This window comes from Paraflavitalea sp. (genome assembly GCF_059502485.1).
In genome coordinates this window covers 1,939,965-1,958,465 of sequence record NZ_JCACET010000008.1, presented here as the reverse complement: position 1 = coordinate 1,958,465, position 18,501 = coordinate 1,939,965, and the positions used below count along the sequence as shown (strand labels likewise).

Genomic DNA, 18,501 nt, shown 5'->3' with positions numbered 1-18,501 from the left:
ACCAAACTGCTATGAGGAGCAGGTGATTACATGAAGAAAGTCCTACTCATATTTCTTTTATTGTCCTGCCTTATCCCGACGGTTTTTGCCGCCCACATCAGGGGTGGTGAAATGTATTACCGCTACGACAGTGTGAACTCCACTGCTACGATGTCGAGGTATATTGTCACATTAAAGCTTTATGTAGATTGTAATGCGGGGCAAGGCCAATTGGAGGATACCCAGCCTTTCACCATTTTCGATAAAACGAATAATTCCCAGTTCAGGAACATCAAGGTGGACCTTACCCGGGAAGAATGGATCCGGTATGATCCGAACAGTAATCCCTGTATCAGCAACCCGCCTACCGATGTTTGCTACCGCCTTCGCTACTTTGAAGCGACCATCGACCTGCCTGTCAATGCGGCCGGTTATGTAATCGCTTTCCAACGTTGCTGCCGCATCCAGGGTATTCAGAATATGCCTAACCGCAGTAACGATTATGGAGCTACTTATACGTGCGAAATCCCCGGTATTGTTACCGGTGTCATTTCCCGCCCTGCATATAAAAACTCAAGCCCTGTTTTCAATCCGCATGATGCCGTAGCTATTTGCTTCGGTTCTACTTTTACTTTTGATTTTTCAGCTGTTGACGCCGATGCTGATTCTGTAGTTTATCAACTGTGCAATGCTTATAACGGTGGTGGTCCTGGTATGAGTGGTGGTAATAATTGTTTAACCTGTGCTCAACCTGACCCTGCTGCTCCCCCACCTTATAACTCTATTCCTTACCGGGCGCCCTACGACGGTTCGTCGCCGATGGGCCTGAGTGTATCGCTTAATCGTTTTACCGGACTTTTGTCGGGTGTGGCGCCCAGTGTTGAGGGACAATATGTGGTGACTGCCTGTGCGTATGAATATCGTGATGGCCAGCTCATCAATATTCACCGGAAGGATATTCATATACGCGTAGCGGATTGTATTCCGTTGAAGGCTTTGCTGAAACCTGATTATTCTTATTGTGATGACTTCCTCGTTACGTTCAGGAACGAACAGGTTAACCCGGCCAACTCGGTGTACATCTGGCAATATGGAGATGGTTCAAAGCCTGATACGACTACTGATGTGGAAGGAAGAATGCAACACCTGTTTGCCGATACCGGCACTTACACCATCAAGCTGAAAGTTATTCTGGCCGGCCAGTGTGTTGACTCTACTACCACGCTCGCCAAAGTGTATCCCGGCTTCTTTCCCAATTTCAGGATCACCGGTACTTGTTTGTTAAAGCCCATCCAGTTCACAGACCTTACTACTGCGCGTTATGGTGCTGTCAGTAAATGGCGCTGGAACTTTGGTGATGAAACCACGCAAGCTGATACTTCGCATCTCAATCCTTCTTCCTGGCAATACAACACCATCGGTATGAAGGATGTTCAGCTGATCGTTGAGAGCAATAAGGGCTGCGTAGATACCATTACATTACAGGCTGATGTGCGTGATAAGCCTCCGATCACACTCGCGTTCAAGGATACGCTTATTTGCAGTAATGCATTTGTCCAGGACACGTTGCAACTTCATGCCTCGGGGAATGGCGTTTTCAGCTGGTCGCCGCTGGTGGAGATATTACGAACGAATACACCAGACCCGCTGGTATTCCCTAAAACTACGACCACTTATACCGTGCAACTGGATGAGAATGGATGTGTGAGTGAAGATACTGTGCGCGTACGTGTAGTACCTGTAGTAACGCTTAATGCAGGACCGGATGATATTATTTGTCTTACTGATACTATTCAGTTAAGGCCTTCTACAGATGGTTTGAAGTTTACCTGGACTACTAATCCATCTCCCAGTCCTATCAGTGATATTCATGCCAGGAATCCGCTGATTTCACCTACTGATGAGTTCACCACTTATTCTGTGTTGGCGGAGATTGGTAAATGTTCTTCCCGCGACGAACTTCAAATTAAAGCTGTACCTTATCCAACTTCCAGGGCCGGCGCTGATACAATTATTTGTTATGATGATACAGCCAACTTAAATGCTTCTATTATTGGCAACCGGTTTGATTGGTCGCCTATCAATACTTTAAGTGACCCAACGATTTTAAATCCGCTGGCATGGCCCCGCAGAACTACTGATTATGTTCTAAGTGTATATGATAGCCGAGGTTGTGACAAACCTAAACGGGATACGATAACGGTTACTGTGCGCAGGCAGCTGTTTGCTTTTGCCGGGAATGATACTTCTGTTGTGATTGGTCAACCGTTGCAACTGACTGGCAGGGGCGCCGACTTCTATGAATGGCAACCGCCTAATTATCTCAACAGGAATGATGTTAAAGACCCTATTGCTAACCTGAGCAATAGTTTCAGTTATCAACTGAAGGTGTATACTGCTGAAGGCTGCTTTGACCTCGATACTATCAACATCAAAGTATTCCGCACCAATCCTCAGATATTTGTACCCAATGCTTTCAGACCTGATGGCGGTCAGAACAACCGTTTACGTCCCATCCCCGTTGGTATTACACAACTGGAATACTTCCGGGTGTTCAACCGGTGGGGACAGCTCGTTTTCCAGACTACGCAACATGGTATGGGCTGGGATGGTAAGTTGGGCGGCAAGCCTCAGGACTCTGGGATGTATGTATGGGAAGTGAAGGGTAAAGACTTCACTGGTAAGACCGTAGTGCAGAAAGGGATTGCTATGTTGATAAGATAGTATCTTGCGGCATAAAATAATTCTGCATGTCTATAGCACTGATTACGGGCGCCACTTCGGGTTTTGGAAAAGCAATCGCCGTCAAGTTTGCCGCTAACAATTATAACCTCATTATTACTGGCCGCCGTGCTGAACGGCTGCAGGAATTAAAAGACTCTCTTACTTCCTCGTATGGTATTGAAGTAATTGCGCTGTGCTTCGACATTCGCAGCAGGAAAGCCTGTTTTGAAGCTATCGAACAATTGCCAGCTTCGTGGAAAGCTATAGACGTACTGGTTAACAATGCCGGGCTGGCTTTGGGAAGGGATTATTTTGATGATGCTTCTCTGGAAGATTGGGACACCATGATCGACACCAACGTAAAGGGTTTGTTATACGTGTCCAAAGCTGTGATCCCCAGCATGGTAGAACGTAAAAAGGGTCATATTATCAATATTGGTTCTACTGCCGGCAAGGAGGTGTATGAAAAAGGGAACACTTATTGCGCTACAAAGCATGCGGTCAATGCTATTTCCCAAGGCATGCGGATCGATCTGCTGCGCCACCACATAAAGGTGACCGCTGTTCATCCGGGTGCTGCGGACACGGAGTTTTCCAATGTTCGTTTCAAAGGGGATGAGGACCAGGCGCGTAAGGTATATGAAGGGTATGATCCTTTAACGGCTGAGAATGTAGCTGATGTGGTATACTATACAACGACGCTCCCACCCCATGTTTGTATCAATGACCTGGTAATGACCTGTACTGCGCAGGCTAACTCCATGTACCTTTATAAGGGATAATAACTAATTGACATACAGCCAATTAGTAGTAGCCGGGAAAATAAACCAGGGGGGATTGCGATTTCTATCTGTTTTGATTATTTTGGGATAGAATCATAATCCACATCCCTACAAAAACCCTTTTTATGGTTAAGTTCCTATGTAAGGCTATTCCCGTCTTATTTCTTTTTTTCACCAATTCTTTATTGGCGCAAGATGCCATCAAGCAGCAAGGTTGTGAAGGTGGCAATCCTTATCAGCAAACGGTAGACAGTTTGAAACAGATCTATTCTGCCCAGGGCTTTACCGTGATGCGCGAGGCTTCCATGATCATGGAAAGCGAGTATGAAATGCCCATTGTAATGCCAATGAATCAAGGAACCGGTTACCAATTCATCTTTATTGGCGATCCTACTTCGCGGTTGTATGAAGTACGCATGTACGATTGGAATGAACGTGAGGTAGTGTACAAAAAGAACATATGGGGCACGGTTGATGGTAATATCATCAGCTATAGTTATGTTCCTCAGTTTACCGAGTACCACATGATCAAACCCGTGCAGGTTAACAAGAAGAAGAAAAAACTATGCGGCTATGTTATGTTGCTGAAGAAGAACGGTCCCGGTGATCAGGCGCAAGGAAGAAGCACCAAGTAAATTATCTCATCCATTCAAGCTGAAGCTTATTGAATATATCTACTTAATTATCTTATTAGTTTTGAACAATAAAAGGGTGAGCTGCTCATGTAGAGCGTCTCACCCTTTAATTTTTTTGAATCCACTCTCCTATTTCTTATTGTTGTTGAACAGCGTAAAGAACAGGCTAACCTGTATTACTCCATTCTTAAAATCTGGATCGATGTTACCTGTGTCGAAATCTCCTACTTTGGAAAGTCCGGCTGTATAACGAGCGCCTATACCCAGGCCGCTGGAGCTATGAAAGCCCAGGCCTCCTGCTACTGAAAGGTCGGTGCTCTTTGCAAAGTCGTCTATCTGCATGTCATCTGTCTTTTCGTTTACCTTGAATCCGATCTGTGGGCCTGCTTCGAGGTAAAAGCCTCCGTTGAAGCGGTATTTCAGCATTACGGGTACATTGATGTAAGACACTTTCAGGTTCTGTTTCTGACCTGCACTCTCCAGTTTGGCACCTTGTGAGGAGAACAGTACTTCGGGCTGTATCGCAAAGTTGTCGCCCAAAAAGAAACTGACGAAGCCGCCTGCATGGAATCCTACAAGCGATTTTTTATCAATGTTCTCAAAGTTTCCGCCGGTAAAGTTGCTGACGTTAACGCCGCCTTTTATACCCAGTTGAAATGTTTGCGCAAAGCTTGTGGCACTCATCAGTAAGCACGCTGCAACGATTAGTCGTTTCATAAATTCATTTTTTGTGATTTGAATAGGTATTTAATTATCATGACTACTGCCTGTAACAGGTCAGAAAATCTCCTATGCAAATCTCATGCGCGGGGGAAGCATACTGTGGTTGGGAAAAAAGTGAGCCGTCCTTGAGGACGGCCCGCTCTTTACTGTGCTAATGATATTCTTATCTGTACTCCTGCCCTTGTGTTGGTGATGGGCGGAGAGGTTGATATTTTGGGTATTGTACGCCGTTGGTCGAAATAGAGTTTAATGTTAACCCGGTTGCTGATCACATAGTCGATCGAAGGGTTAATAAAGATCACTTTCTGACCGGCTGTTGGTAATACCTGGTCCTGGTCTAACCGGCTGTTGGCGGTGATGTCATCACGGATACTGAAGTCGAGTCGGAAGCTGGCATCATTGTCCAGTGGCTTTCCTTTCCATTTAATGAATGAGAAAAGTCCACGCTTACGGAAACCCGCACCCAGCTCGAACTCTGTTGAGCGCATCTCACTGAGCTGGAAGTCGATCAGGCTTAAGCTCAATTGTCTTGATTTCTTAAATCCGAACCGTGCTGTTACCTGGTTGGTGAATTGCATATCGAAATCGATCAACGGCTCGAAGCGTTCTTCTATAGATATGTTAGGTACCAGGAAGTATGGTACGAAGTTGCCGGATGTAGAATCATAAAAGCCCGGATAGCTCACAAATCGAGGATCTTCATACAGCAATGCAGAGTTGAAGCTATTCATGCTCAACCTGCTGTTGTAGCGGTGTGATAGGGTGAAGCTGGTGAAGATCTTATCCAGCCCTGGTATACGTGTCAAGCCTGTATAGGTAAGTCCCCAGTTGGGCTTGGGCAGTATGCCTGAGAATGGGTTGGAACGTATGTTCGGATTGCTTTGTTTGATCAGCGTGATGGATTGGGGATCTTTTCCTGAATAGGCAGCGATGAACGCAGGGATCAACACGTCTTGTGCATAACGGTTGTAACCTGTATAGAATCCATCTGACTGGAACTTTTGGTTAGCAGGCAGGTCTTGCCAATACGGGTTTTGTTCTGCCAACCGCTTCGACATGATGATGCGATAGCTTTCGAACTTCTGGAATATCTCGGATACCTCGTTTGGATTGGCAGGGGTGAACAGTGTTTTGAATGTAATCCAGCTCACGCTGAAGCTACCTGCAGTATAAGGAGCGAGGCGGGCAAAGCTATTGCCGGTACCAGTAGTATCCTTGTACAATTCACGGTAGTTCTTACCAAAGCTCTTCTCCAGGGTAAGGTCGATATTCAGATCACGGATTGGCTGCAACGTTGCATTAATGGTCAACTTCTGTGTATAATCCTGCACATTCTGGAAGTTGAACAATGAGTCGGACGTCAACCAACCTTTCCTTGCGATGGTATTGACAAAGTTTGTATCGGGCTGGCCACCGAAGATGAAGCCCAGGCCCGGCGCCATGGATCTAAAGTTCATTCCCAATATGCGTGTGCTATCTGTGTAGCCGTAGATAGTAGCGCTGGCATTTTCCTGGTATTGTACGTTCATCCGCTTCAGCATGGTGAGGAAGCGACCGGCAAATTTTACCCCTCCGCTTAATTCCAGTGGCTGGCTACGGTCTCTCTTTTGCTTCTTCTTGCCAGTAGTATCCTTTTGTGCAGGAGGCACTGGTGGTGCGCCTGGCGTTGGAGCAGCACCTTCTTCTTCGAACGCTCTAAGCAATCTTGACTTGCTATACAGTTTTGTAAAGTCAAACTCGGCTGTTACTCCTTTCTGTTGTGTATTGGAGATGGTATTTCCGAGGTTGCGGGCTATTAATGATGCTCCTACCCAATTGAATGAAGCTATATAGTTGGCCCGAATGGTTGCAAAGTCGAGTACCGGTATTTTGGCTGTTGGCAGCGTGTAGGAGAAGTTGGCTGTTTGCATATAGGATATGGTACGGCCTCCTTTCCAGAACCTGCTCCACATACTGCTACGATCCTGCTTATCCAGGCGTCCGCTGTCTTCATCGATCCACGCTTTATTGGTAGCAGTGAAGTCGACGTTGAATGACCTTGTAAGGTCCCAACGCAGGTTATATATACGATCGAACGTAAAATACTTGTCGTATGTTTCCGGTAATGTTCCCTTGGCTTCGCCCACATTACGTGGTCTATAGGCACCAAACTGCCGGTTCACATCTGCCCTGAAACCCAGTAACGATGGTAATGGGTTGATGTTAAAATCCCTGATGATCGACAGCCAGGGCGACTTCGATTTAAAGAGTCTCTTTGCAGGTTCCCAATATACAGGGGATGATGAATAGTTGTATCCCAAGCCCGCACGATGGCGTACCAACTCATTGTTTTCTATCAATGGGCTGTGCTGTTCTTCTTTATAATAGGAGTAGCTGACATCGATGTTCTCTATACTCCATATTTGTTGTTTTTTGCCACTGGTGTTGTTCTTCTTCACGTTGGTAAAGCTCACTGACTTGATCGTCTTTACATCTACTGCATCTTCGCGAATAGAATCTTTCTGGTTGGCGGGCGCGCCTTTTAGTTTATCCTTCAGCTTTATATCCAGGTCATATGGATCGTATTGTGGCGAGCTGACAGTTTTGGAAATGCTGGCATAGAAGGGGATCGATATGCCTGCTTTTTGTGGCAACAGTTTACCCAGTTCCAACTGTGTAGCAGCGTCAAACTGTGTAAAGTCTTCCCGTGCACGTTCATTAACCCGTTGTTCGATGGAACCGAAACCTATGCCGCGGTAGCTTCCTGAAAGGTACAGGGTACCCAGGTCGGCCAATTTGAAGTCAATGCGGCCTAATGCGGCCCATGCACCTTTTTCGTTCAGTTCACTGAGTCGAAGCTCATTGATCCAGACTTCGGTACAGGCCAGTTCTCTATTGCGGTTCTCTACGCCCACAAACATTACGCGTACTTCTCCCAGGTTGGGATTTCCGAGGATGGCGTATTCTTTACCATCGGCGTCTGTTTGTTTAAAGTAGGTAGCATTGTTGCTCTGGTTATTGCGTGTCACTTTCAACTGGATGAGTTTATCCAATTGAAGGTCCATTTCATTCTGTGAAGGCCAAATAAGGTCATCTGCATTGGTATACCACGGTGTTATCTTTAACGGTATCCTTACCTCATAATAGTTATTGATAAGGTCGTTACCCAACCTGACCACTCCATATAGTTCATTATCCTTGATGTCTGTGCTGGAGTTCACCGACTCCGCATGGATGTACATCTGTAATCGTCCATACTGTCGCAGGTCGAGGTTCATGGTTTTGAATACGCCGCGTACTTCTTTTTTGGGCAATGCACATACCTGCATGCTCAGCGATTGTTCGTTGAGCAATATGTTTACGTTGTTATTGCTCAATTGTTGCTGACGAACAACACCGGGCGGTGTTCTGTAAGGAACAGGCTTACGGGAGCTGTTCTCTTCAATATTAACTGCCAGTTGCTTGAAGGTAGTTCCTGAGTTGGTAGGGATCAATACATACTGGCCGGTAGTATCCAATTCGTAATTGAAACGTCTCCACTGGTTGCGCACCAATTCCAACTTGGCAAAACGCAGTACTACAGAATCGGTAAACCCTGTCAGGTACATCCGGATGAAACGGATGGATTTAAAGTCGGGAATGTTACCAATCTTATTCTGGTATCCGGCAATTGGAATGCGGAACAGGTACCAGGTCTCGTGCATACCGCCGCTGGGTGTAAATCCAATACTGTCGGTAATAAAGTTTTGGCCTACGATGAACTGATTTCTCTTGAGTTCTACTTTGTACTCAAAATATTCTTCCAGTTCGTTGAGTGTATTATCACGGTTGAACTCTTCCTGATCGGGATAGAGGGTGAAGGCGCTCACGAAGTCTGACCCTGTGCTTGCTACTGGTGAGTTGCCTTGCGGGCTATTGATCTGCTTGTAACGTCCCAGGATACCTGTGCGGGTGTTGTCGTATGCAGCATCGCGATAATTGGTAAAATTATCTCCTGCAGGATCCTGCAAGGCACGCTGATATACGTCTGAGTTGACACCAAAGTTGGCTGCCAGTTGGTTCAGGTAGTTCTGGAACTTCCTACGCTCAGCCTCATCGTCCAGGCCATCGAAGCCGGCATCCTGCAAAGGACGGTCGGCAGGATCGTTACTGAATGCCTGTGTAACCTGGATGGGGTTGGCTGGAACTTTACCCCAACGGGTGGCTGAATCTTCCAACGCTTTGGTCACTGCTCCACTGATACCATTTTCAAAGAAGCGTTTACCATCTTTCAGTACATCTTCTGATATATTTCCAAGGTTGAAGTACAGTTGTCCTCCGTTGCTACCAGGATTCTTCAGATAAGGGTCCTGCAACCAGAACTCGATGAACTCTACGTTGCCGGTTTCAAAATCTACCTGGTCGATGCCACGCATAATACCACCCCATCTTTTTTCTGGGTTCAACAGTTTTCCATCTGCTTGTATATTGGTAGCATCAAAGTTGTAAGGCCCTCTGTTTTGTGGGTAGTAGGCCATATCGAATGTCACCAACTGTGCCTGTCCGAAATCGGGTGTACGGTTGGGATAGATCTGTGTTACGTTTACCGGACGGATGCGCGGGTCTGTAAAATCCTCATATCCCTTGATGGGGTTATTGGCAGCGCGCTTGTCCTGCAATACTGGTTCTATGTTATACCAGGCGATCCTGGCCCTGTTGAATCCATAAGGTAATGAGTCGCGGTAGTCTGCTTCGGGGAAGAGGCCATTGCCAGCCGGCGTAGAGGCGAGGCCCCAGTTTACCAGCGGGAAGCGAAGGTCGATAGCATTGCGCGCTCCTTCGAAGTCATCTATAAAGATCAACCCGCTACGTCCTTCACCAATTTGTTTGGGGTGACCGGGTTTGAGGTAGGCTGCTTCTCCATAGGCGGTGATGGTACTCATCTCCGTTGTATTGTAGAAAGGCAGTTTATCTAACCAGCGGGTCAGGCGTGGTGCTTCTGTGCGGTAATTGAAGTCCACCCCATACATTGTGTTGCGGATAGGATCTTCATTGTATCCCGTCTTGGTATAGAAGGGTCTTTCTGCCAGACGCACCATCGTACCGCCAATCTGTAAGGATTCGCGGGCCGTGTTTTTGGCCATATAGTCGAGCCGTAGCCCCAGGAAGTTTCGTTGCTGTATCCCAAAGCCTGCATTGTTCTCAAACTGTACGTTGACCGGCAGTCCTGCATTGAGGATCGCCTGGTTGATGATCTTTACAGTACCAAGGTTGTAATCCACTACATAGTCTACGTTCTCGCGTAATACCTGTCCGCCTGCTGTTACGCTGACCGATCCCTGTGGTACGTTGAAGGCTCCCAGTGATATTTCTGTACTGGAGTTGCCTTTTGCTGAGCCCGTGATAATGTAGCGGTCGAGGTTGGCGTAGGTCTTGGCTATTTCTTTGATCGTATCGTAGAGTGGTGTAAACAAATATTTCTGTCGTATTTCCGGTGTACTGCCCGCAAAGGCCTGGGTACCCAGGTCGGCGCCGAACGGTTCAAGGAATGGGAAGATGATGCGTGCCTGCTGGGAAATAACGGTAAAGCCTTCTATATAGTCGAACACCCCATCGGGTAATGGGTCGTTCCGGGCATTGAGCCGGTCCAGGTTCAAGAGGGTAATGAGCGGCACGCCCGTTTTATCTCCCTCCGGTAAGAAACGTTTTTTACCCAGGCTGGGCTCTTCATATAATACGTTCAATTTGAAATCGCCGGGTTGGATGCTTGACAGGTAGCTCCCATCGGGTGACTTCAGGGAATATACGTTCTTCATCATCAGGTCCCACAGTGGCAGGTTGGTACGCTGAGAAGTTGCTTTCAGCAATTTAAGGAACAGTACTTTTTGGGTCCCTGATACTGCAGCGGTGGTATCGGGTGGCACATCTTGTGAAAACTCTCCTACCTGGTAGATCTGGCCATTGTATTGGTACTGGTAAGCAACACCGAGCACCTCATCCGGTTGCAAGGGTTGGCTTAACGACAAAAACCCCACCTGGGGGTTGAAATAAAAATCTGATGGGTTAAGCTTGCGGGCGAATGTTTTTTCGAAATCCTGCACGGCCCGTAATCCTAACGAGGCCAATTTACCTGTTACGGTAGACGAACGGCGGCTGGCATCGTCGGTGGCAAGTGCCCGATACAATCCATTTACCCGGTTATCGGGCATACCGTTGGGGGGAACCAATGTGCCGGGGGGTTGAGGACTGTATGGATTAGGTTCCCCCAAATCCATCAAACCAACGATGTCTCTTGTTTCTGTCGTTGAGCCGTTGCGGTTGGTAACCCACACTTCCACCCGCAAGATCTGAATCTGCGAGTTGACCACCGGCAGGTTGGACATGGCTTTATTAAAGTTGTTCCGGAAATACTGGGCTAACAGGAAGTGGCGGTTCTCTTCGTAGTCATTGGCTTTGAATTCAAATGACATGCTGGAAGATCCACCTTGCAAGCCGAGGGACTGTCTTTGGGAACGTTGGTTGGCCAACACACCCGTCACGAACAGCTTTCCGAACTGTAGCTGGGTTTTGATACCAAATAGGCCCTGGGCACCTTGTATGAGGGAACCTTTGGTAGAAAAAGCGACGTTACCCGCTTCGATACGTTTGATGATCTCATCCTCGGTACCGGTATAATCCAGTTTCAGCTGGTTGTCGAAATCGAAGTTGGCTTGTGTATTATAATTAATAGGCAGTTTCAGCTTGTCACCGATGTTGCCGATCACGCTCAGGTTGGCGTTCATGTCGAAGTCGAGACCACCGTTGCGGCGAGCTCTTTCGGGCAGGGCCGGGTTCTTGATATTCTGTCCCTGGTAGCCAGCTATGATATTTACCTCGCCCTGGGGCCTGATCTCTACTTTTCCGTTGCCGAAGATGCGGTTGAACAGGTTGTCGGTAACCGACATTTTGGGCTGCAACAGTTTCTTATTCAGACCGCTGAGGATGTTGGAACGTTTTTTAAAGTATTCCATTTCCATCTTGCGGGACTGGAGCTGCATAAACTCATCGAAGGTGAGGTAGGTCGGCTTGCGGTAATAGAAGCTGCCGATCTTTTCGATGATGTAGTATTGCTTTGTTTTGGGATCGTAGATGACTGAGTCTGTAATGTTTACAGGGTCTTTGAGGTCAAGCGAAGACCTGGTCGGATTGGAGTATCTATCTCCCCGACGGTCATGTATAGGATATTTGAGTGTATCTGCAGGGGGGCGTTGAGGATTTCCCTGGGCTGGTGCCTGGAAAGCCGACGCTGTTGTACTGCATATAACCCACAATACAGCGCTACATAAGGCTGACAGTCTAATGTGTTTGAATGTGCGGACCAATCTTTTTTCTCCAAGAATTAGTAAGGTAGAATTCCGTTTGCGATAGGCTTAGAGTGTTTTTAACGCTTTCTTGATAATATCTTCTACTACGGCGAGGTCCGGCTGAGCTTTTATTACTTTTTGAACAGCTTGTTCACCAGCGGCGCGGGGGATACCCAGTGCCATCAGAGCATTTAACGCATCCTGTTCCAACGTATTGTTTTTCAATGGGGAAATATTTACTTCCCAGTTGGTCTTGCTGATTTTATCTCTCAATTCCAGCACAATACGTTCGGCAGATTTTCTTCCTATGCCTTTGATGCTTTCCAGTTGTTTGGTGTTGCCATTGGCAATGGCGCGCACTATTTCATCTGGTTTCAACGAAGACAACATCATCCGGGCGGTAGCTGCTCCTACTCCTGATACACTGATGAGCATCAGGAAGAGGTCTTTTTCGGCTACTTCAGAAAACCCGTATAGGATGTGCGCGTCTTCCCGGATATGCAGGTAGGTGTACAACAAACCTTTTTCGAGTTCCTGTATGGCGGAGTATGTGTGCAAGCTAATGTGCAACTCATACCCCACTCCATTGGCTTCCAGATGCACTAAGGTGGGTGTTTTGTACACGAAGTTGCCCCGTATAAACGCGATCATGGGTGCGAAAATAGGGAAATTATAGGTTTGGGCTAATGGTTTACCTTTTTTAGTTATCGGTGCGTTAAAAAGTAATTTTTAAGTAACGTAATCGTTCATTTGCGGTAACATAGCAAACAGGGTGTAGTAGTTCCGGCCCCGGACTTCTTACTTTTCCCTAATTTTGCCCACTCTTGAATGTTCTTATTCAATACCTAAAGCGATATATAGAAGCATGAGTCAAAAAATCACGGCTGCCATCACTGCGGTGGGTGGCTATGTTCCCGAAGACAGGCTTACGAATTTCGACCTGGAAAAGATGGTAGATACGAATGATGAATGGATCCGTACCCGTACCGGTATCAGTGAAAGAAGAATTCTCAGGGGTGAAGGTTTGGCAACGTCCGACATGGTGGTGCCTGCTGTAAAGGAGTTGTGCGCCAAGCGCGGTATCGACCCTTCTGAGATCGATGCATTGATCGTTGGTACTGTTACGCCCGATATGATGTTTCCTTCCACAGCCAATGTGGCTTGTCATAAGCTGGGCGCCACGAATGCCTGGGGCTTCGACCTGCTGGCTGCCTGTTCCGGCTTCCTGTACTCTCTTACTACCGGCGCTTCTTTAATTGAAAGTGGCCGTTACAAGAAGGTGGTGGTTGTGGGCGCCGATAAGATGAGTTCTATCATTAATTATAATGATCGCGCTACCTGTATCATTTTTGGTGATGGTGCGGGCGCTGTGTTGCTGGAACCCAGTACTGAGGGTTATGGTGTTCAGGATAGCATCCTGAGAAGTGATGGCTCTGGTGGCAACTACCTGCACATGAAGGCTGGTGGCTCTCTCCGTCCTGCTTCAAATGAAACAGTGGCCAACAATGAGCACTATGCTTACCAGGAGGGTCAGGCTGTATTCAAGTTTGCCGTAAAGGGCATGGCTGATGTAAGTGCTGAACTGCTGGAGCGTAACAAGCTGACTGGTGATGATATCGCCTGGCTGGTTCCTCACCAGGCCAACAAACGTATTATTGACGCCACTGCGGACCGCATGGGTCTTTCGCATGATAAAGTAATGTTGAATATTCAACGTTATGGTAACACTACTGCCGGTACAATTCCGCTTTGTTTGTGGGATTGGGAAAAGCAGCTTAAGAAGGGTGACAATATTGTACTGGCTGCTTTTGGCGGCGGATTTACCTGGGGCGCTACGCTCGTTAAATGGGGTTATTAATTTTTAGCCAGGAAGGTGGTAAGTAAATGTTTTTTTACTTACCGGCGTCAAACCTTCAATAAATTATATAATGGCAGATCAAAACTTTCCGCTGACGGGATTCAGCTCGCTCGCTATTCATGGTGGTCATGCACAAGACCCACGGTATGCGCATCTTACTCCTATTTATGCTTCTTCTACTTTTGTTTATGATTCTGCTGAACAGGGCATGCGCCGTTTCAGTGGTCAGGAAGATGGTTATATATACACGCGCTGGGGCAACCCTACCATGGATGAAGCTGCTGACAAGATCGCTGCCATGGAAAGTTTTGGTATCACCGATGGTGGTGGCAGCCCATTAATTGTAAAGGGTTATCTGCAAGCTTCGGGCATGGCCGCTATCAGTGCACTTTTCATGAGCACATTGAAAACCGGCGACAAGATCCTTTCTCATTATTCATTGTATGGCGGCTCTCAGGAGTTCATGGACAGGTTGTTGCCTGAATTCGGCATCAGTGCTGTGATCGCCGACCTGCGTGACCTGAATAAAGCGGAGGAAGCATTGAAGGCTGATCCTGCTATCAAGATGATCTATATTGAAACGCCTGCGAATCCTACGTTGCAGTGTGTAGATATTGAAGCGTTGACCAAGCTGGGTAAGCAATATGGCAAGCTGGTGGCGTGTGATAACACTTTCGCTACCCCTTATTTGCAACAGCCTTTCCGCTTCGGTGTGGATTTTATCATTCATTCTACTACTAAATTCCTCAATGGTCACGGTACTTCTATCGGTGGCGTGTTCCTTGGGCGTGATCTCGAATTCATGAATGCCTGGGGCAAGAAGGTGCACCGGATGCTTGGTGGCAATAGTAATCCTTTCGATGCTTTTTTACTGGTAAATGGGATGAAGACACTGGAGGTGCGTATGGACCGTCACTGTCACAATGCGATGGAAGTTGCCGGTTTCCTGGATGGTCATGCAGCTGTTGCGAAGGTGAATTATACCGGCTTACCTGATCATCCTGATCATTATGTTTCTGCGAAACAAATGCGCCACCCCGGTGCTATGTTGAGTGTTGAGCTGAAGGGTGGTTTGCAGGCTGGCATCAATATGATGGACAAGTTGAAGATGTGCACGCGGACTGTTTCGCTGGGCACCTGCGATACGCTGATGTGTCACCCAGCGTCGATGACGCACTATAGTGTTCCCAAAGAGAAGCGTGAGCAATATGGCATTACTGATGGATTGATCCGTATCAGTGTGGGTATGGAGAATATCCAGGATATTATTGCGGATATGGATCAAGCTTTGAAATAATTATATGAATATTAATATAAGAAGGGCGGTGAAGGAAGATTGTCCACGTTTGATGGAGTTGATCCATGAGCTGGCTGTTTTTGAGAAGGCGCCGGATGAGGTAACGGTTCCGATGGAACATTTTGTGGAGAGTGGTTTTGGCGCCAATCCTGTGTGGTGGGCCTTTGTGGCGGAAACGTCGGCTACCGCCGATAGTCCGGCAACTGTTTATGGCTTCGCCTTATATTATGTTCGTTATTCTACCTGGAAAGGGCAACGACTGTATCTGGAAGACCTGCTGGTGAGCGAGGCCATGCGTGGCCAGGGGCTCGGCAAATTGTTGTTTGAAAGGGTACTGGAAGAAGCCAAAGAAAAGAAATATAGCGGCATGGTGTGGCAGGTGCTCGACTGGAATGAGCCTGCTATCAACTTCTACAAAAAATACAATGCTGTGATCTCCGACGAATGGATGAACTGTACGATTAATTTGTGAGTTGTCAGTGGTGAGTTGTGAGTAGGAAAGGCAAACCCACCTGGTAATCACTCTTGTTATTTCAATGGAATAAACTCTATTTCGGAGGGTAATGATTTTCGATCGTAAAACTTCTTTACGATAAAGCTTTTCCTGCCGGTAGTCCACCTAAAACTATATTTATTGTAAGCCAGCGAGGAGCTAAAGAAGGATCTCAGGTAAATGTAATTCTGTTCAAAATAGTAACCGTACATACTGCTGTATATGCGTGGGTAAACTGTACTGACTGATGGATCCATGAAAGGTTTTGCCTGGAGGTAGAGCACTTTGTTATTACCCATTGTACCCGGATATCCTGGCTCGAAGTCGATCGTATCAAGCCGCTGGGTTTTCTCTATCCATTTACCGCTGACTTCGCTTGATGGCTCGGGGGTATCTTTATTGTCCTTGCTGCAGGAGATGATAATCAGGGAGAGGGTTATGAGGAGTAGAAGCGATCTCATGTGCTGTTAGGTTTTTATGCCTGACCTGCTTCACGATAATTTCGTTGCAGGCTGTCCTATTTTTTGACAAAAACCGCCTCTACTCCACTAATCAATTGTTAATCAACGTTATTGGTCTCTACTTTCTTGTCGATCTTGTTGATGAGCCCTTGTAATACTTTTCCGGGGCCTACTTCCGTGAAGCGGTAAGCGCCATCAGCGATCATGGCCTGCACGCTTTGGGTCCAGCGTACGGCTCCTGTGAGCTGGTCGATCAGGTTCTTTTTGATCTCTTCTTTATTGATCACTGCTTTGGCTACTACGTTCTGGTAGATGGGGCAGGTTGGGTTGTAGAAGGTGATGGTTTCTATGGCTGCTTTCAATTCTTCGCGCGCGGGCTCCATCAGGGGTGAGTGGAATGCTCCGCTTACCGGCAACACCAGGGCTCTTTTTGCGCCGGCTGCTTTCATGCGCTCTACAGCTATTTCAATACCTTTTACAGAACCGCTGATCACCAATTGTCCGGGACAATTGTAATTGGCGGGTACTACTATTTCTCCTGTTTCGGTTTGTATGGCTGCGCAGATCTCTTCTACTTTTGCATCATCGAGGGCCAATACTGCGGCCATTGTAGAGGGAGTAAGTTCACATGCCTTTTGCATGGCTTGTGCGCGCACGCTTACCAGTTTCAATCCATCTTCAAAGCTCAATGCTCCGCTGGCCACCAGGGCTGAGAATTCTCCCAGTGAATGGCCTGCCATCATATCGGGCCTGCCGGCATCTATTCCTTTAAAGGCTATGACTGAGTGAAGGAATACTGCTGGCTGGGTTACTTTTGTTTGTTTGAGTTGTTCATCTGTTCCTTCGAACATTACATCGGAAATGCGAAAGCCCAATATTTCATTGGCTTGTTCAAATAACTTTTTTGCAAATACACTAAGGCGGTACAGGTCTTTTCCCATTCCCGGAAACTGAGATCCCTGGCCAGGAAATACGTAAGCATGCATCATATATAGCTATAGAGGTTTAGTCGAACAAAAATGCCACAAAGACTTTAACTAACCAAAACCTGTATTGTTTTATTGTGCGAACGTTGATTATTGAAATAATATTAACGCTGCGCAATTTTGAAAGAGTTATCACTGATCGAGGTGACACCTTTCGAAAAGGTGTCACCTCGATCAGAAACGGATTAATGTAGGTCTGAGGAAATGAGTTTCATGAACTCGCTACGGGTTTCATTTTTTTCAAACTCCCCCCAGAATGCGGAGGTTGTCGTAACTGAATTTTGTTTTTGTACACCGCGCATCATCATGCAAAGGTGTGATGCTTCTATCACGACTGCTACGCCCAACGGTTGTAAAGTTTCTTTAATAGCATCGCGTATCTGGGTGGTTAGGCGTTCCTGTACCTGCAGGCGGCGGGCATATACATCTACTACGCGGGCGATCTTGCTGAGCCCGGTAATATATCCATTGGGAATATAGGCTACGTGTGCCTTTCCGTAAAATGGCAGCATATGGTGTTCGCACATGCTGTATAGTTCGATGTCTTTTACGAGTATCATTTCGCTCACTGCCTCATGGAATTTGGCCGAGTTGAGGATGGCATGTGCATCCTGGTCATAGCCCTGTGTCAGGAACTGCATGGCTTTCGCCATCCGCTCTGGTGTTTTGATCAATCCTTCGCGTTCCGGATCTTCTCCCAGCAGGTTCAAGGCGCTGCGATAGCTTTCTATCAGGCCTGATGTTACTTTCTCATCATACTCTTCTGTTTTTCTATATGCCATACTTTCTATATTTAAACAGGGTATTCTACAAAATTCCTTTCTGTTTCATACAAGCGTACCTGCAGATCGAACTTAGGATCGATCTTCGGCCGCAGTTGTTCATAGATCACCACGCAGATATTCTCAGCGGTGGGATTAACGGTTTTGAAAAAGGGGGTATCGAGGTTCAGGTTCTTGTGATCGAGTTTTTCCAGCACTTCTTCTTTTATCAGATCGCTGAGTAATTTCAGGTCCATCACATAACCGGTTACCGGATCGGGCTCTCCCACCAGTTTTACCACTACTTCATAGTTGTGTCCATGAAAGTTGGGGTTGTTGCATTTTCCAAATACTTCATCATTCTTTGCCATGTCCCATGCCGGATTGTACAGGCGATGGGCTGCATTGAAATGTTCTTTCCGGTATACTGCTACTCGCTTATTCATGTTTCTATATGCTAATATAACGATACAGGTAAACGGGCTTAACAGGTTGTCCTGT

The 18,501-nt window shown here is 46.8% G+C and carries 13 protein-coding genes; 6 read left to right on the top strand and 7 right to left on the bottom strand.

Translation table 11 applies throughout. From position 1 onward, the window contains the following. The first annotated feature begins 30 nt into the window (after nucleotides 1-30). The 3 genes from AC5JBY_RS10635 (at nucleotide 31) to AC5JBY_RS10625 (ending at nucleotide 4,120) form a co-directional block, all read left to right on the top strand. Nucleotides 31-2,703 carry a PKD domain-containing protein gene (locus tag AC5JBY_RS10635; protein WP_495904561.1) on the top strand — a complete coding sequence of 891 codons (2,673 nt, stop codon included), beginning with the start codon at nucleotides 31-33 and terminating at the stop codon, nucleotides 2,701-2,703. A gap of 26 nt (nucleotides 2,704-2,729) precedes the next feature. After that, nucleotides 2,730-3,485 (top strand): SDR family NAD(P)-dependent oxidoreductase, encoded by a 756-nt coding sequence (locus AC5JBY_RS10630; protein WP_495904560.1) that lies wholly within the window; start codon nucleotides 2,730-2,732, stop codon nucleotides 3,483-3,485. 125 nt (nucleotides 3,486-3,610) lie between these two features. Further along, nucleotides 3,611-4,120, top strand: coding sequence for a hypothetical protein (locus AC5JBY_RS10625; RefSeq protein ID WP_495904559.1), 510 nt, complete (start codon nucleotides 3,611-3,613; stop codon nucleotides 4,118-4,120). A 129-nt stretch (nucleotides 4,121-4,249) separates the two neighbouring features. Here the strand turns inward: AC5JBY_RS10625 and AC5JBY_RS10620 are convergent, their stop codons facing one another. The 3 genes from AC5JBY_RS10620 to ruvA all read right to left on the bottom strand — a co-directional run bounded on the left by AC5JBY_RS10620 (nucleotide 4,250) and on the right by ruvA (nucleotide 12,795). Further along, complete coding sequence (locus AC5JBY_RS10620; protein WP_495904558.1) at nucleotides 4,250-4,837, bottom strand: porin family protein; 588 nt, start codon at nucleotides 4,835-4,837, stop codon at nucleotides 4,250-4,252. Nucleotides 4,838-4,986: 149 nt separating this feature from the next. Beyond that, a complete protein-coding gene (gene sov, locus AC5JBY_RS10615; RefSeq protein ID WP_495904557.1) occupies nucleotides 4,987-12,111 on the bottom strand; it encodes a T9SS outer membrane translocon Sov/SprA in 7,125 nt (2,374 codons plus the stop codon). 99 nt (nucleotides 12,112-12,210) lie between these two features. Continuing rightward, nucleotides 12,211-12,795, bottom strand: coding sequence for a Holliday junction branch migration protein RuvA (gene ruvA / locus AC5JBY_RS10610; RefSeq protein ID WP_495904556.1), 585 nt, complete (start codon nucleotides 12,793-12,795; stop codon nucleotides 12,211-12,213). 214 nt (nucleotides 12,796-13,009) lie between these two features. Between ruvA and AC5JBY_RS10605 the strand changes: the two genes are divergently transcribed. From AC5JBY_RS10605 to AC5JBY_RS10595, 3 genes are all read left to right on the top strand, one after another. Then, entirely contained in the window at nucleotides 13,010-14,002 is a 993-nt protein-coding gene (locus AC5JBY_RS10605) for a beta-ketoacyl-ACP synthase III (RefSeq protein ID WP_495904555.1), read from the top strand. A gap of 70 nt (nucleotides 14,003-14,072) precedes the next feature. Then, on the top strand, nucleotides 14,073-15,299 hold the full coding sequence (locus tag AC5JBY_RS10600; RefSeq protein ID WP_495904554.1) for a trans-sulfuration enzyme family protein: 1,227 nt from the start codon (nucleotides 14,073-14,075) through the stop codon (nucleotides 15,297-15,299). Between the two features lie 4 nt (nucleotides 15,300-15,303). Then, nucleotides 15,304-15,771 carry a GNAT family N-acetyltransferase gene (locus AC5JBY_RS10595; protein WP_495904553.1) on the top strand — a complete coding sequence of 156 codons (468 nt, stop codon included), beginning with the start codon at nucleotides 15,304-15,306 and terminating at the stop codon, nucleotides 15,769-15,771. Between the two features lie 56 nt (nucleotides 15,772-15,827). Here AC5JBY_RS10595 and AC5JBY_RS10590 read toward each other — a convergent pair whose 3' ends face one another. The 4 genes from AC5JBY_RS10590 to AC5JBY_RS10575 form a co-directional block, all read right to left on the bottom strand. After that, the gene (locus tag AC5JBY_RS10590) at nucleotides 15,828-16,253 is read right to left on the bottom strand and encodes a hypothetical protein (RefSeq protein WP_495904552.1); all 426 of its coding nucleotides are present in this window, start codon (nucleotides 16,251-16,253) and stop codon (nucleotides 15,828-15,830) included. Nucleotides 16,254-16,351: 98 nt separating this feature from the next. Beyond that, nucleotides 16,352-17,242 carry an ACP S-malonyltransferase gene (fabD, locus tag AC5JBY_RS10585; protein WP_495904551.1) on the bottom strand — a complete coding sequence of 297 codons (891 nt, stop codon included), beginning with the start codon at nucleotides 17,240-17,242 and terminating at the stop codon, nucleotides 16,352-16,354. A gap of 182 nt (nucleotides 17,243-17,424) precedes the next feature. Further along, nucleotides 17,425-18,021: a GTP cyclohydrolase I FolE gene (gene folE, locus AC5JBY_RS10580; protein WP_495904550.1), complete on the bottom strand. Its 597-nt coding sequence runs from the start codon at nucleotides 18,019-18,021 to the stop codon at nucleotides 17,425-17,427. Nucleotides 18,022-18,032: 11 nt separating this feature from the next. Next, nucleotides 18,033-18,446 carry a 6-pyruvoyl trahydropterin synthase family protein gene (locus tag AC5JBY_RS10575; protein ID WP_495904549.1) on the bottom strand — a complete coding sequence of 138 codons (414 nt, stop codon included), beginning with the start codon at nucleotides 18,444-18,446 and terminating at the stop codon, nucleotides 18,033-18,035. Nucleotides 18,447-18,501 lie beyond the last annotated feature (55 nt).